Annotated in this window: 14 protein-coding genes; 6 read left to right on the plus strand and 8 right to left on the minus strand. The window is 56.6% G+C overall.

The window, feature by feature from the left end:
* Nucleotides 1-31: 31 nt before the first annotated feature.
* Together otsB and otsA are read left to right on the plus strand one after the other, a co-directional pair.
* Nucleotides 32-835 carry a trehalose-phosphatase gene (gene otsB, locus EGY08_RS26335; RefSeq protein ID WP_004122079.1) on the plus strand — a complete coding sequence of 268 codons (804 nt, stop codon included), beginning with the start codon at nt 32-34 and terminating at the stop codon, nt 833-835.
* Nucleotides 810-2,234, plus strand: coding sequence for an alpha,alpha-trehalose-phosphate synthase (gene otsA, locus EGY08_RS26340; RefSeq protein WP_004122078.1), 1,425 nt, complete (start codon nt 810-812; stop codon nt 2,232-2,234). The genes otsB and otsA overlap by 26 nt, the downstream gene beginning before the upstream one ends.
* Before the next feature lie 28 nt (nt 2,235-2,262).
* Here the strand turns inward: otsA and uspC are convergent, their stop codons facing one another.
* The gene (uspC, locus tag EGY08_RS26345) at nt 2,263-2,691 is read right to left on the minus strand and encodes a universal stress protein UspC (protein ID WP_004122077.1); all 429 of its coding nucleotides are present in this window, start codon (nt 2,689-2,691) and stop codon (nt 2,263-2,265) included.
* Between the two features lie 129 nt (nt 2,692-2,820).
* Nucleotides 2,821-2,979, minus strand: coding sequence for a hypothetical protein (locus tag EGY08_RS30825; RefSeq protein ID WP_157261974.1), 159 nt, complete (start codon nt 2,977-2,979; stop codon nt 2,821-2,823).
* 76 nt (nt 2,980-3,055) lie between these two features.
* Here EGY08_RS30825 and EGY08_RS26350 point away from each other — a divergent pair, with 76 nt between their 5' ends.
* Both EGY08_RS26350 and EGY08_RS26355 read left to right on the plus strand, forming a co-directional pair.
* A complete protein-coding gene (locus EGY08_RS26350) occupies nt 3,056-4,627 on the plus strand; it encodes an MFS transporter (RefSeq protein WP_123829154.1) in 1,572 nt (523 codons plus the stop codon).
* A 16-nt stretch (nt 4,628-4,643) separates the two neighbouring features.
* A complete protein-coding gene (locus tag EGY08_RS26355) occupies nt 4,644-5,783 on the plus strand; it encodes a glycoside hydrolase family 88/105 protein (protein WP_123829155.1) in 1,140 nt (379 codons plus the stop codon).
* A 118-nt stretch (nt 5,784-5,901) separates the two neighbouring features.
* Here EGY08_RS26355 and argS read toward each other — a convergent pair whose 3' ends face one another.
* Nucleotides 5,902-7,635 carry an arginine--tRNA ligase gene (gene argS / locus EGY08_RS26360; RefSeq protein ID WP_004122074.1) on the minus strand — a complete coding sequence of 578 codons (1,734 nt, stop codon included), beginning with the start codon at nt 7,633-7,635 and terminating at the stop codon, nt 5,902-5,904.
* 230 nt (nt 7,636-7,865) lie between these two features.
* Here argS and EGY08_RS26365 point away from each other — a divergent pair, with 230 nt between their 5' ends.
* Nucleotides 7,866-8,435, plus strand: coding sequence for a VOC family protein (locus EGY08_RS26365; RefSeq protein ID WP_123829156.1), 570 nt, complete (start codon nt 7,866-7,868; stop codon nt 8,433-8,435).
* Between the two features lie 76 nt (nt 8,436-8,511).
* Nucleotides 8,512-9,255 carry a copper homeostasis protein CutC gene (gene cutC, locus EGY08_RS26370; protein ID WP_004122072.1) on the plus strand — a complete coding sequence of 248 codons (744 nt, stop codon included), beginning with the start codon at nt 8,512-8,514 and terminating at the stop codon, nt 9,253-9,255.
* Nucleotides 9,256-9,477: 222 nt separating this feature from the next.
* Here cutC and cmoB read toward each other — a convergent pair whose 3' ends face one another.
* Genes cmoB through EGY08_RS26400 form a run of 5 tightly spaced genes read right to left on the minus strand, consistent with a single transcriptional unit; the run spans nt 9,478 to nt 13,098 of the window.
* The gene (gene cmoB, locus EGY08_RS26380; RefSeq protein ID WP_123829157.1) at nt 9,478-10,488 is read right to left on the minus strand and encodes a tRNA 5-methoxyuridine(34)/uridine 5-oxyacetic acid(34) synthase CmoB; all 1,011 of its coding nucleotides are present in this window, start codon (nt 10,486-10,488) and stop codon (nt 9,478-9,480) included.
* Nucleotides 10,485-11,228 carry a carboxy-S-adenosyl-L-methionine synthase CmoA gene (gene cmoA, locus EGY08_RS26385; RefSeq protein WP_004122069.1) on the minus strand — a complete coding sequence of 248 codons (744 nt, stop codon included), beginning with the start codon at nt 11,226-11,228 and terminating at the stop codon, nt 10,485-10,487. Before cmoA ends, cmoB begins: the two co-directional genes overlap by 4 nt.
* Nucleotides 11,229-11,267: 39 nt before the next feature.
* On the minus strand, nt 11,268-11,663 hold the full coding sequence (locus EGY08_RS26390; protein ID WP_004122068.1) for an MAPEG family protein: 396 nt from the start codon (nt 11,661-11,663) through the stop codon (nt 11,268-11,270).
* A 53-nt stretch (nt 11,664-11,716) separates the two neighbouring features.
* Nucleotides 11,717-12,535 (minus strand): DUF72 domain-containing protein, encoded by an 819-nt coding sequence (locus EGY08_RS26395; RefSeq protein WP_004122067.1) that lies wholly within the window; start codon nt 12,533-12,535, stop codon nt 11,717-11,719.
* A complete protein-coding gene (locus EGY08_RS26400) occupies nt 12,532-13,098 on the minus strand; it encodes a hydrolase (protein WP_004122066.1) in 567 nt (188 codons plus the stop codon). The genes EGY08_RS26395 and EGY08_RS26400 overlap by 4 nt, the downstream gene beginning before the upstream one ends.
* Between the last annotated feature and the right edge of the window lie 155 nt (nt 13,099-13,253).

Below are 13,253 nucleotides of genomic sequence, written 5' to 3' on the forward strand. Positions count from 1 at the left end.
ATGTTGCTGGCCATGATAAGGAGGAAACAGGGTGGCTGACCAGATTTATGTACCGCCTGCGTTAACCGGAAACTACGCTTTTTTCTTTGACCTCGACGGTACCCTTGCCGGTATCAAACCCCATCCCGATCAGGTGGTTATTCCTGCCGATGTTCTGCAGACGCTGCGCCAGCTCGTGCAGCAGCATAGCGGCGCGGTGGCATTGATTTCAGGGCGCTCAATGGTTGAGCTGGATGAGCTTACCCGTCCTTACCGGCTGCCGCTTGCCGGTGTACACGGGGCTGAACGCCGTGACATCAATGGTAAAACGCATATTGTCTCTTTACCTGATTCCCTCCTGAAGGCGCTGTCGGCGGAGCTGACCGCGGCGCTGGATGCGTTGCCGGGATGCGAACTGGAAAGTAAGGGGATGGCTTTTGCGCTGCACTACCGTCAGGCGCCTGAGCATCAGCACGCGGTGCTGGCGCTGGCGCAAGCTGTCGTGCAGCGCCATCCCATTCTGGCTTTACAGCCGGGTAAATGCGTGGTGGAGATCAAACCGCGCGGAGTGAATAAGGGTGAAGCGATAGCCGCTTTTATGCAGGAAGCTCCATTCAGAGGGCGCAAGCCGGTATTTGTCGGTGATGATTTAACCGATGAAGCGGGTTTTAGCGTTGTCAATCAACTGAGTGGCGTATCGGTCAAAGTGGGCGGCGGCGAGACTCAGGCGCACTGGCGCCTGCCGGATGTCGCCGCTGTTCATCTTTGGATTAGTAACATCGCGAATCATGGGCAACAACCAGATGCGCTAACCGACAGGAGAGATGGCTATGAGTCGCTTAGTCGTAGTATCTAATCGTATTGCCCCGCCGGACGATAAAAAGGCCAGCGCCGGTGGCCTTGCCGTGGGGATTATGGGGGCATTAAAAGCAGCCGGAGGATTGTGGTTCGGCTGGAGTGGTGAAATCGGTGATGACCAGCAGCCGCTAAAGAAAGTGACTCAGGGAAATATAACCTGGGCCTCTTTCAACCTTAGCGAGCAGGATCACGACGAATATTACAACCGCTTTTCCAACGCCGTGCTGTGGCCCGCATTCCATTATCGTCTTGACCTGGTCGATTTTCAGCGTGAAGCCTGGGAGGGCTATCAGCGGGTCAACGCGAAGCTGGCCGATAGGCTACTGCCGCTGATCGAACCTGACGATATTGTCTGGATCCACGATTACCACCTGCTGCCGTTGGCCAGCGAACTGCGCCAGCGCGGCGTCAATAACCGCATCGGCTTCTTTTTACATATTCCTTTCCCGACGCCGGAAGTCTTTAACGCGCTGCCGCCGCATGCGGAGCTGCTTGAACAGCTTTGCGATTACGATTTACTGGGCTTCCAGACCGAGAGCGACCGATTGGCGTTTCTTGACTGCGTATCGATGCAGACCCGCCTGACGACGCGCGGCGGAAAAAAACATGTGGCCTGGGGCAAACCTTTCCAGACCGAAGTCTACCCAATCGGTATCGATCCGGAAGAGATAGCGCGCAGCGCAAAAGGGCCGCTGCCGCCCAAGCTGGCGCAGCTGAAAAGCGAACTGAAAAGCGTGCAGAATATCTTTTCCGTCGAGCGACTGGATTATTCGAAGGGGCTGCCGGAGCGTTTTCTCGCCTACGAGGCGCTGCTTGAAAACTATCCCCATCATCACGGTAAGATTCGTTATACCCAGATTGCGCCGACGTCGCGCGGCGATGTTCAGGCCTATCAGGATATTCGTCACCAGCTCGAAACCGCAGCCGGACGCATTAACGGCCGGTATGGTCAGCTGGGCTGGACCCCGCTCTACTACCTGAACCAGCACTTTGAACGCAAGCTGCTGATGAAAATCTTCCGCTACTCGGACGTCGGGCTGGTTACGCCGCTGCGCGATGGGATGAATCTGGTGGCGAAAGAGTATGTTGCCGCGCAGGACCCGCAAAATCCGGGCGTGCTGGTGCTGTCGCAGTTTGCCGGCGCGGCGAACGAGCTCCCGACTGCCTTAATCGTCAATCCTTACGATCGCGACGAGGTCGCCGCAGCGCTGGACCAGGCGCTAACGATGCCGCTGGCCGAGCGTATAGCCCGTCATTCGGCCATGCTGGCGGTGATTAAGGATAACGATATCCATCGCTGGCAGGAGCGGTTTATTGCCGATCTAAAGGAGATTGAGCCGGGCAGTGAGGAGAGCCACTTAGCGCGTAAGGTCGCGACCTTCCCCAAACTCGCCTGATGCAATGATGGTTAGCGCTTCCTCGGCGCTAACCTTTTTCCAGACACACCAGCAGCACGTCAACGCCGCTGCTGCCAACGATATCTTTCGCCGAACAGGTCGCGCGAGAAAACAGGCTCTGGTTGTGGTTACCGCAAATCACCAGGTCAACGCGATGCTGCCGACAAAAATCCTTCACGTGATGAGCAATCCCGCCGCTGGCGATGGTCATTTTTTCGATAGGGTAGTCGGCGTGACGGGCGAGCTCGGCCAGAAAGCCGCGCGTCTCTTCCTGCATGACTTCGCGTAAATTTTCCATCATCGGCGCCGCAAACTGATTGTACAACTCCGGATCGGTTGCCAGCGTGATCAGGCTGACTTTCGCATTAACCGGACGGGCGATAGAGACGGCTTTCTGAATGAGAACCCGGCTTTCCGGGGTTGGCGCCACGGCGACCAGTAGATGTGAGTAGGGCATCAAGCCTCCTTGAGATACGCGAAATAACCCTTTTCTATTGTCTTTACTCCGATTCCTTAGCTTTCGCAAGGTTTATCCGCGGCGAAAAATAACGCGCAGGTTTTGCCCGTTGCAGGGCCTTTTTGATTGTCACTTCGCAACTTTTGGTCCGATCTTTTGTATTAAAAGAAACGCTGTTTTATAAATCAGTGAGGCGCGTTCATCGACTCTTTGTGTTTTTGCCAGTGAACGCTTTTGGCTGGCAAAAATGAAAAGGTAACGCCGTTCCCATGTTCTTAATGTAGCCATGTATCAACCCTCTTTTGGCTGAATGGGCCAAAAAGCGGTTCGGAGTTCTCTAAAAAAAGACACAGGATTTACGGCGATGAAAACACGTAAAATCGGTTTGGTTAACTACCTTGCCTATGGATCGGGCGATTTCCTTGGTGCGGGAACGACCGCACTCACAGCAGCATGGCTGCTCTACTTCTACACCACTTTTTGCGGTCTTTCCCCTATCGAAGCGACGCTTATTTTTGCCACCGCCAGGGTTCTGGATGCGGTAATCAGTCCGCTGATGGGCTTCCTGACGGATAACTTTGGCTCGACCTGGCTGGGGAAACGTTTTGGCAGACGCAAGTTCTTCATCCTGCTCGGTATCCCCTGCGTATTTAGCTACTCCATCATGTGGGTAGGGGATATGGGGTTTTGGTACTACCTGCTGACCTATCTGCTGTTTGATATTGTCTACACCATGATTCTGGTGCCGTATGAAACGCTGGTGCCGGAAATGACCGATGATTTTAAACAGAAAACAAAATTCTCCGGCGCGCGTATTTCAATGGCGCAGATGTCGGCGATTCTGGCTTCGTTCCTGCCGGGCGTGCTGCTGACTATCTTCGGTAAGGATAACGCGGTTTCTTTCTTTTACGCGAGCCTGGTGTTCTCGGTGCTGTGCGCGATGATGCTGACCTTCGTCTGGTTCTTTACCTGGGAACGCCCGCGTGAAGAGTGGACGGAGGCCGCGCTGCGCGCCGAAGAAGAGAAACAGAACCTGAGCCTGTCTCAGAGTCTTAACCGCCTGTTTATTGAGTTAAGTTCGACCCTGCGGATTAAAATATTCCGTCAGCATCTGGGTATGTATCTGGGCGGCTATATCGCCCAGGACGTGTTCAATGCGGTCTTTACCTACTACGTGGTATTTGTTCTGATGCAGGAAGCGTCGATGGCCTCCAACCTGCTCGGTACCATGGCAATCTTCCAGTTTATCGCGGTTATCGCCATGATCCCGCTGTGCATTCGCTTCGGGCCGGCGCCATCGTACCGCATGGTGGTGGTGCTGTTCGGCCTGAGTTCGCTCTCCTACGCGGTGTTGTACTACGCTGGCCTCAGCGATGTCTATTCGCTGCTGCTGCTGATATCCGCGGTGGCGGGCCTGGGGCGCGGCGGCATCAACTATGTTCCGTGGAACACCTACACCTATATTGCCGACGTGGACGAAGTGATCACCGGCCAGCGCCGCGAAGGCATCTTCGCCGGGATTATGACCCTGACGCGTAAGGCATCCCAGGCCGGCGCGGTGATGCTGGTGGGGATCATCATGCAGATGTCGGGCTTTGTCTCCGGGCAGAAAACGCAGCCCTATGAAGTGAGCCATACCATTCTGCTGATCCTCAGCGTCGGTACCTTACTGGTGCTGGCCTGCGGTTTCCTCGTGTCCCTGCGCTTTAAGCTCAATCTGCAAACCCACAGCGTCCTGCGTGCGGAAACGCTGAAAATGCGTGAATCAGGCCGCGCTCAGCCGGAACTGGCCAGCGCCGAGGATCGTGAAGTGGTGGAGATGCTGGCCGGGATGCCGTACGACGCCCTGTGGGGAAACAACAATATTGGTTATCTGAATCGGAATAAACCCGCCGCGCCAGCGCTGAAGCAGCGTTCAGCCATGAATTCGACATAGAACAGAGGTTAAGGATATGAAAGTTTGGCCTGTCAAACATAGCCCACTACTGCGCCAGCCGGAGCGTTTTATCGCCCGCAATGAACTGCAGGCGCTGATTCAGAAGGTGACGCACAATCTGGTCAACATTAAGGACGAAAGCGGGCAATTTTTACTGCGGCTGGACGACGGACGCGTTATCGACACCAAAGGATGGAACGGCTGGGAGTGGACTCACGGCGTCGGCCTGTACGGTATTTATCAGTATTATCAGCAGACCGGCGATACGGCAATGCGCGACATTATCGATAGCTGGTTTACCGACCGCTTTGCCGAGGGCGCGACCACCAAAAACGTCAACACCATGGCGCCGTTTCTCACCCTGGCATACCGCTACGAAGAGACGGGCAACTCCGCGTATCTGCCCTGGCTCGATAGCTGGGCGGAGTGGGCAATGAACGAAATGCCGCGCACTGAATCTGGCGGCATGCAGCACATCACCCTGGCGGAAGAGAATCATCAGCAGATGTGGGACGACACGTTGATGATGACGGTTCTGCCGCTGGCGAAAATCGGCAAGCTGCTTAATCGTCCGGAATACGTAGAGGAGGCGGTGTATCAGTTTCTGCTGCACGTGCAGAATCTGCTGGACCGCGAGACCGGCCTGTGGTTCCACGGCTGGAGCTACGAGGGGCGGCATAATTTCGCCCACGCTCGCTGGGCGCGTGGGAATAGCTGGCTGACTATCGTGATTCCGGATTTTCTGGAACTGGTGGATTTACCCGAGAGCAGCGCGGTACGTCGTTATCTGGTGCAGGTGCTGAATGCGCAGATTGCGGCGCTGGCCGGCTGTCAGGACGATAGCGGCCTGTGGCATACGCTGCTTGACGATCCCGGCTCCTATCTTGAAGCGTCGGCGACCGCCGGTTTTGCTTATGGGATCCTCAAAGCTGTGCGCAAGCGCTACGTGAGCCAGGCGTATGCGGAGGTTGCGGAAAAAGCGATTCGTGGCATCGTGCAGAATATCTCACCGCAAGGGGAGCTGCTGCAAACGTCGTTCGGTACCGGAATGGGTTCGAATCTTGATTTTTATCGCGACATTCCGCTGACGTCGATGCCGTATGGTCAGGCGATGGCGATCCTGTGCCTGACGGAGTATCTGCGGAAGTATTTCTGAGAAGGGGGAATTCCCCGGTGGCGCTTACGCTTACCGGGGCTACAATGATGTTGCAGGTCTGATGAGCGTGGCGCCATCAGGCGTTATAAAACAAACCCGGCTTTCGCCGGGTTTGTTTTTACATCCGTTCTACGGTTTCGATACCCAGGGTATCCAGACCCAGCTTCAGCGTTTTTGCGGTCAACAGTGCCAGCTTCAGGCGGCTGTTGCGCGTCTCTTCGCTTTCGGCGCTCAGGATCGGGCAGTGCTCGTAGAATCCGGAGAACAGGCCAGCCAGATCGTACAGATAAGAGCACATGACGTGCGGCGTGCCTTCACGGGCGACGACGGTCAGGGTTTCTTCAAACTGCAGCAGACGGGCTGCCAGCTGGGCTTCACGGTCTTCGGTGATGACCACCGGCGCCGCCGCCAGCGCGCTTTCATCGGTATCCGCTTTGCGGAACACGGAGAGCACGCGGGTATAGGCATACTGCATATAAGGCGCGGTATTGCCCTCAAAGGCCAGCATGTTGTCCCAGTCAAAGATGTAGTCGGTGGTGCGGTTTTTAGACAAATCGGCGTATTTCACCGCGCCAATTCCGACCGCGTTCGCCAGTTTCTCCAGCTCGTCGGCGGGCATATCCGGGTTTTTCTCCGCCACCAGACGACGGGCGCGTTCCAGCGCTTCGTCCAGCAGGTCGGCGAGCTTCACGGTGCCGCCGGCGCGGGTTTTAAATGGTTTGCCGTCCTTGCCGAGCATCATGCCGAACATGTGGTGCTCCAGCGGGACGGAATCCGGTACGTAGCCGGCTTTACGCACAATGGTCCACGCTTGCATCAGGTGCTGATGCTGGCGAGAGTCGATGTAGTAAAGGACGCGGTCTGCATGCAGGTTTTCGTAACGGTATTTTGCGCAGGCGATATCGGTAGTGGTGTAGAGATAGCCGCCATCCTTCTTCTGGATAATCACGCCCATCGGTTCGCCTTCCTTGTTTTTATACTCATCAAGGAACACCACGGTCGCGCCTTCGCTTTCTACCGCCAGACCTTTGGCTTTCAGATCGGCAACGATACCCGGCAGCATCGGGTTATAGAGGCTTTCACCCATTACGTCGTCGCGGGTCAGGGTGACGTTGAGGCGGTTATAGGTAAGCTGGTTTTGCGACATGGTAATGTCGACCAGCTTGCGCCACATTTCGCGGAAGTACTCGTCGCCGCCCTGCAGCTTAACGACGTAGCTGCGCGCGCGCTCGGCGAAGGCTTCATCTTCGTCGTAGTGTTTTTTCGCTTCGCGATAGAAACCTTCGAGGTCGGCCAGCGCCATCTCGCCGGCGTTTTCCTGCTGCTGCTTTTCCAGGTACGCGATCAGCATGCCGAACTGGGTGCCCCAGTCACCCACGTGGTTCGCGCGGATCACTTTATGCCCGAGAAACTCCAGCGTACGCACCGCGGCATCGCCAATAATGGTGGAGCGCAGGTGGCCTACGTGCATCTCTTTCGCCACGTTCGGCGCGGAGTAATCAACCACCACCGTCTGCGCCTGCGGCTGAGCCACGCCCAGACGTTCGGATTTCAGCGCGCTGCTGACGTTTTCCGCGAGGAAAGCCGGGTCGAGGAAAATATTAATAAAGCCGGGACCGGCGATTTCGACCTTACTGGCAATGCCGTTCAGGTCGAGATGAGTCAGGACCTGCTCTGCAAGTTGTCGCGGCGCCATGCCCAGTTTTTTGGCTACGGCCATCACGCCGTTGGCCTGATAGTCGCCGAACTGGACTTTTGCTGACTGGCGGACCTGAGGTTCGCAATCGGCAGACGCGCCTGCCGCGATCAGGGCCTGACTGACTTTTTCTGAGAGAAGAGCCTGAATATTCACCGAAATACCTTACGTTTAACACGCCGTCACCCAGAAGGGGCGGCGCAGGAATGTGGACAAATTAGGGCGGGAGTATACTGCATTTGCGCCCACGCGTCAGCACCGCGCAGAGGTTGCTAAGCCTCGCGCTCAACGAATAACCGTTCACTGGGGGCTGCCGACGATTGTCGGTTGGTAGGGCGCGGGAAACGCGATAAATTAACTCTTTTTAGCGAGTACCGAGGCTTACGATGGCGAACTGGCAGCAGATTGATGAACTGAACGATATTTCCGCGGACCTGCCGCGCTTTACCGAGGCGCTAAACGTGCTTGCTCACCGACTCGGTCTTGATATTACGCCCCATGACGCCGACCATATTTCCCTACGCTGTCACCAGAACGCCACGGCGGAGCGCTGGCGTCGCGGCTTTGAACAATGCGGTACTCTGCTGTCGGAAAATGTCATTAACGGTCGACCCATCTGCCTGTTCAGGCTGGATGAGCCGGTGGTCGTGGCGCATTGGCGTTTTCACATTGTTGAGCTACCGTGGCCGGGCGAAAAGCGCTATCCGCATGAGGGCTGGGAACATATTGAAATCGTACTGCCGGGCGAGCCTGAAACGCTCAATACCCGCGCGCTGGCGCTGCTGTCCGATGACGGGCTGAGCCAACCGGGCATTTTTGTGAAGACCAGCGCGCCGAAAGGCGAGCGTGAGCGTTTACCGAATCCGACCCTGGCGGTAACCGATGGCAAAGTGACGATTAAATTTCACCCGTGGTCGATTGAGCAAATTGTCGCCAGCGAACACGCTGAACGATGACAGTGTGACGTTACGCGGCGTCTGGCGGGAGAAATCGTGCCATTCTGGCGTGCCTGCTCAATCTACGGAGAGAAGAATGACCTTACTGGAAGTTTGCTGTTACAGCATGGAGTGCGCGCTGGAGGCCCAGCGCCGCGGCGCCGACCGCATCGAACTATGCGCCGCGCCGCAGGAGGGAGGGCTGACGCCTTCGCTGGGCGTACTGAAATCGGTACGTGGAGCGGTGACCATTCCCGTCCATCCGATTATTCGCCCGCGCGGCGGTGATTTTTGCTATACCGCGGGCGAGTTTGCCGCGATGCTGGATGATGTCGCCGCGGTGAAAGATCTCGGTTTTCCCGGCCTGGTAATCGGTATTCTGGACGCCGATGGGCGGGTGGATGGCGGGCGAATGAAAAAAATAATAGCGGCGGCGGGAACCTTGGCCGTCACCTTTCATCGGGCCTTTGATATGTGCGCCAACCCGCGCCAGGCCAGCGCTGAGCTGGCTGAACTCGGCGTTCAGCGTATCCTGACTTCGGGCCAGCAGGCGTCTGCCGAAAAAGGAATTTCATTAATCAGGGAACTTATTTCCCAAAGCGATACTCCTATTATTATGGCCGGTGCAGGAGTGCGCGCCGCCAACCTGCCGCTGTTTTTACAGGCGGGGGTAAAAGAGGTGCATACCTCGGCAGGCCAATGGTTACCGTCTCCGATGCGCTTTCGCAATCCCGGATTGTCGATGTCTACGGATGCAGAAGCAGATGAATACTTACGCTACGCCGTCAATGGCGAAGCGGTAGCGGAAATGAAGAAGATTATTTCCGCACAGAGAGATTAAAACCCTAAATAATTCGAGTTGCGAGAAGGCGGCGATGCAGGGAATCCCCTGGAGCTTACTCAAGTAGTGACTGGAGGGAGCGAGGAAAGCCAACGTACATGCAACTTGAAGTATGACGGGGATAAACCGTTTTTTGCTGCACATCATGTCGCCCAATATGATGATTGCCCGTACCAGGCCCCTGCCCATTAAACAGGGGCCTTTTTTTATCCAGAATTCGCTCTAGCCGCGGGCTTTTTTCGCCGCTAACGACTGCTGCGTTTCCGGTTTACTGGCAATAATCACCGCGCGTAGCGGGGCAGGATAGCCTTCGAGAGTTTTGCTGCTATCGTGCGGATCGAGGAAATCGGCCAGCGACTCGGTGGTCATCCACTCGGTGCGGCGCTGCTCGTCGGTCGAAGTGACGCACGCATCGACAATACGCACATCGACAAAGCCGCACTTCTCCAGCCACTGCTTCAGCGCGGCGGCGGACGGGATAAAGTAGACGTTGCGCATTTGGGCATAGCGGTCGCCCGGCACCAGCACGGTATTTTCGTCGCCTTCAACGACCAGCGTCTCCAGCACCAGCTCGCCGCCGGGAACCAGCTGATCTTTGAGCTGCCACAGGTGATCGAGCGGAGAGCGGCGATGATACAGTACGCCCATCGAAAAGACGGTATCAAAGGCGTTGAGCGCGGGAAGCTGCTCAATACCCAGCGGCAGCAGATGCGCGCGCTGATCGTTGCCCAACAGTTTTCGCACCGCTTCAAACTGGCACAGAAACAGCTGGGTAGGGTCGATGCCCACCGCCAGATGAGCGCCGGCGCCAATCATGCGCCACATGTGGTATCCGCTGCCGCAGCCGACATCAAGGATGGTACGCCCGGTCAGGTCGGAAAGGTGCGGCAGTACGCGCTCCCACTTCCAGTCGGAACGCCATTCGGTATCGATATTCACGCCGTAAAGGGAGAAGGGCCCTTTACGCCACGGCATCAGATTCTTCAGCAGGTTTTCAATCCGCAGGCGCTGGCCGTCACCGAGCGGCGTTTCGCTCTCGGCGGTGACGCTATGCAGCAGATCCAGACGGTAGGGCGCAAACTCGGGCAGAAACTCGACGGCCCGTTCCCATTCCCGGTATTTGCCGTGCAGCGCGTCGCGCTGCCATGCCGCCACCTGGGCTGGCAGCGTCTCCAGCCAGTGCGAAAGCGGGCTTTTGGCAATCAATTGATAAAAGTTGCTGAAATCAATCATGCCGGGTCCCCGGATTTTACGGCGATTAACGATCCGAAGTTAAAGCACTGGAACCACAGCTCGGCATGTTCGAAACCGGCCTTACGCAGGCGCGCTTTATGGGTTTCCACGGAATCGGTGAGCATTACGTTTTCCAGCATGCTGCGCTTTTGGCTGATTTCCAGCTCGCTGTAGCCGTTAGCGCGTTTGAAGTCGTGATGCATGTTGAACAGGAGTTCGCCGACGTTGTCATCTTCGAAACTGAATTTTTCCGACAGCACCAGCGCGCCGCCCGGGTTCAGCCCCTGATAGACCTTGTCCAGAATGGCCTGACGTTCGCCGGGTTCGAGAAACTGAATGGTGAAATTCAGCACCACCATCGAGGCGTTTTCTATCGTGATGTGGCGAATATCGCCTTCAATCACCTCGACCGGCGTCGGCGCCTTATAGGCGTCAATATGGCGACGGCAGCGTTCGACCATCGCCGGCGAGTTATCGATGGCGATGATTTTGCAGCCTGCATGCGCAATATTGCGGCGCACGGACAGCGTGGCTGCGCCAAGCGAGCAGCCGAGATCGTAAACCTGGGTATCCGGCTGAACGAAACGTTCCGCCAGCATGCCGATCATCGAAATGATATTGGAATAGCCGGGAACAGAGCGCTGGATCATATCCGGGAAGACTTCAGCAACCCGTTCATCAAAGGTCCAGTCGCCGAGACTGGCAATCGGCGCGGAAAAAAGCGTATCGCGGTGAGACATAACGTTAAACCCGAAAAATCGAAAACGGCGTATTGTGCGCTAACGGACGGAGAAAACCAACTCCCAGGGCATATACCAGAAGTTCGCCAGCACCATCAGCAACAATGAACACCACGTCGCGCTCATGCCGGAACGACGCCAGCGGTAGAGACGATGATGAAAGCCATACGAGTGCATCAGGCGCCCGGCAATCAGCAAAATACCGCAGACGTGGACCATCCAGGTCTGTGCGCCGTTCATCTCCATAAACAGCAGCAAGATCAGACCAATGGGAACATACTCCACCGCGTTCCCGTGCACGCGAATAGCAACCTGCAGCTCGCTAAAACCGCCATCGCCGTAGCCAACGCGATATTGCGTTCTCAGGCGTACGACGTCCCAGGAAAACTTAATAAGCAATAACGCACCTAAGACCGCATACAGCGCGCTGACCATACTCAAAACTCCCTTTTATCGCTTCCGGTGGCTCAATTGAGGATAGCAGGATATCAGAAAAGAGAGGTTTGCTGCGGAATTGACGGCGCATTCCCTATTTCCGGTAGGGCGGTACGCAGATCGCTCCAAAGGGTATCGACCAGTTCCGGCGCCTGGGCGATATCCGGCGTATGGAGAAACAGGTACGGCGTGGCGGTCTGCGTCCATTTTGGCAGCGTGCGAATCCACACGCTAAAAAGCTCGCGATTCTGCGTCATATCATCGCTGCCGATAAAACGCACCATCGGATTATGGGCCGTCACCAGTGCATGGACAGGGACTTTAGGCTTCTTCTTCTGCGCCTCGATCATCGCCGGGCTGCGGGCGACGGCGCTATGAACCGGACGGCTATCCAGGATCACGCGATTGACGTTACGCTGATGCAGGCCGCGATTGAGCTGCTGTTCCGCTTCCCCTTTGGCGAAAAATTCCGGATGCCTTACCTCAACGCCGTAGCGGAATTCGCGCGGCAGGCTGTCGAGGAACGGCCAGAGGGCGGTGAGGTCCCGAGGGCCGAACGTCGCCGGCAGCTGGAGCCAATACTGGCCGATGCGCGAAGACAGCGGCGCCAGACGGGTAAAAAACTCATGGCTTAAGTCGTCGCAGTTGCGCAGCGCCGCCTGGTGCGAAATGGTGGCCGGAAATTTGAAGCAGAAGCGAAAATCGTCGTGGGTTTGTTCATACCAGCGGCTGACAATCTCCGCTTTTGGTAAAGCGTACAGGGTGGTGTTGCCCTCCACGCAGTTGAAGTGGCGGGCATACTCTTCAAGGCTGGTGATACCCAGCCGCACCCACTTCGGGTGCGCCCACTGGGGAAGCCCTATATAAATCATAATGCGGCAAGCACCTCCTCGGTACTGCGCACGCGGGCAATCCGCGGGAAGATGTGCGTCATGCTGCTAAGATGCTGTTCCGCCGTCGCCGCGCTGCAGGCGTCTTCGACAAGAATGAGGTTAAAGCCCAGCTCCCAGGCGTTGCGCGCCGTCGATTCGACGCCGATATTCGTGGAGATACCGCACAGAATAATCGTATCGATACCGCGACGGCGAAGCTGCAGCTCCAGGTCGGTGCCGTAAAAGGCCCCCCACTGGCGTTTGGTGACTTCGATATCGCTCGCCTGTTTTTCCAGCGCCAGCGGATAGGACCACCAGTTTTCGGGTAGCGTTGGCGCGCCTGCCTGGGCATCGACCGGCTGTTTCAGCGCTTCGGCGAAATCCGCCGACCAGCCAACGCGAACCATGACCACCGGGGAACCCTGCTGGCGGCACTTTTTGGCCAGACTCGCGGCGCGCTCAACCACTTCGTCAGCGCGATGCGGGCCGCCGGCAAACGGTAAAATGCCTTCCTGCAGGTCAATAACCACCAGCGCGGTCTTTTTTGCATTGAGTTCTAACATGATATCCCCGTATCTTCTTTTGTTGTCAGGCCGCTACAATACCGTTGCCGATCTCGCCCGAGGGTAACAAATTTTGTTAATTTTTGTGAGTACAAGCAATAAGCGCGTAGCAAAGCAACGCAGCGCGCTGCGCCGGGCTTATCGTGCGCCATAAT

Source organism: Klebsiella sp. FDAARGOS_511, assembly GCF_003812845.1.
GTDB lineage: Bacteria > Pseudomonadota > Gammaproteobacteria > Enterobacterales > Enterobacteriaceae > Klebsiella > Klebsiella grimontii.

Bases quoted from the DNA above. Each gene is read 5' to 3' on its own strand.
- cutC (WP_004122072.1), top strand. From the start codon at position 8,512: ATGACCTTACTGGAAGTTTGCTGTTACAGCATGGAGTGCGCGCTGGAG.
- EGY08_RS30825 (WP_157261974.1), bottom strand. From the start codon at position 2,979: ATGGCTACATTAAGAACATGGGAACGGCGTTACCTTTTCATTTTTGCC.
- EGY08_RS26355 (WP_123829155.1), top strand. From the start codon at position 4,644: ATGAAAGTTTGGCCTGTCAAACATAGCCCACTACTGCGCCAGCCGGAG.
- uspC (WP_004122077.1), bottom strand. From the start codon at position 2,691: ATGCCCTACTCACATCTACTGGTCGCCGTGGCGCCAACCCCGGAAAGC.
- EGY08_RS26365 (WP_123829156.1), top strand. From the start codon at position 7,866: ATGGCGAACTGGCAGCAGATTGATGAACTGAACGATATTTCCGCGGAC.
- cmoA (WP_004122069.1), bottom strand. From the start codon at position 11,228: ATGTCTCACCGCGATACGCTTTTTTCCGCGCCGATTGCCAGTCTCGGC.
- EGY08_RS26395 (WP_004122067.1), bottom strand. From the start codon at position 12,535: ATGATTTATATAGGGCTTCCCCAGTGGGCGCACCCGAAGTGGGTGCGG.
- otsA (WP_004122078.1), top strand. From the start codon at position 810: ATGAGTCGCTTAGTCGTAGTATCTAATCGTATTGCCCCGCCGGACGAT.
- EGY08_RS26390 (WP_004122068.1), bottom strand. From the start codon at position 11,663: ATGGTCAGCGCGCTGTATGCGGTCTTAGGTGCGTTATTGCTTATTAAG.
- EGY08_RS26350 (WP_123829154.1), top strand. From the start codon at position 3,056: ATGAAAACACGTAAAATCGGTTTGGTTAACTACCTTGCCTATGGATCG.
- cmoB (WP_123829157.1), bottom strand. From the start codon at position 10,488: ATGATTGATTTCAGCAACTTTTATCAATTGATTGCCAAAAGCCCGCTT.
- EGY08_RS26400 (WP_004122066.1), bottom strand. From the start codon at position 13,098: ATGTTAGAACTCAATGCAAAAAAGACCGCGCTGGTGGTTATTGACCTG.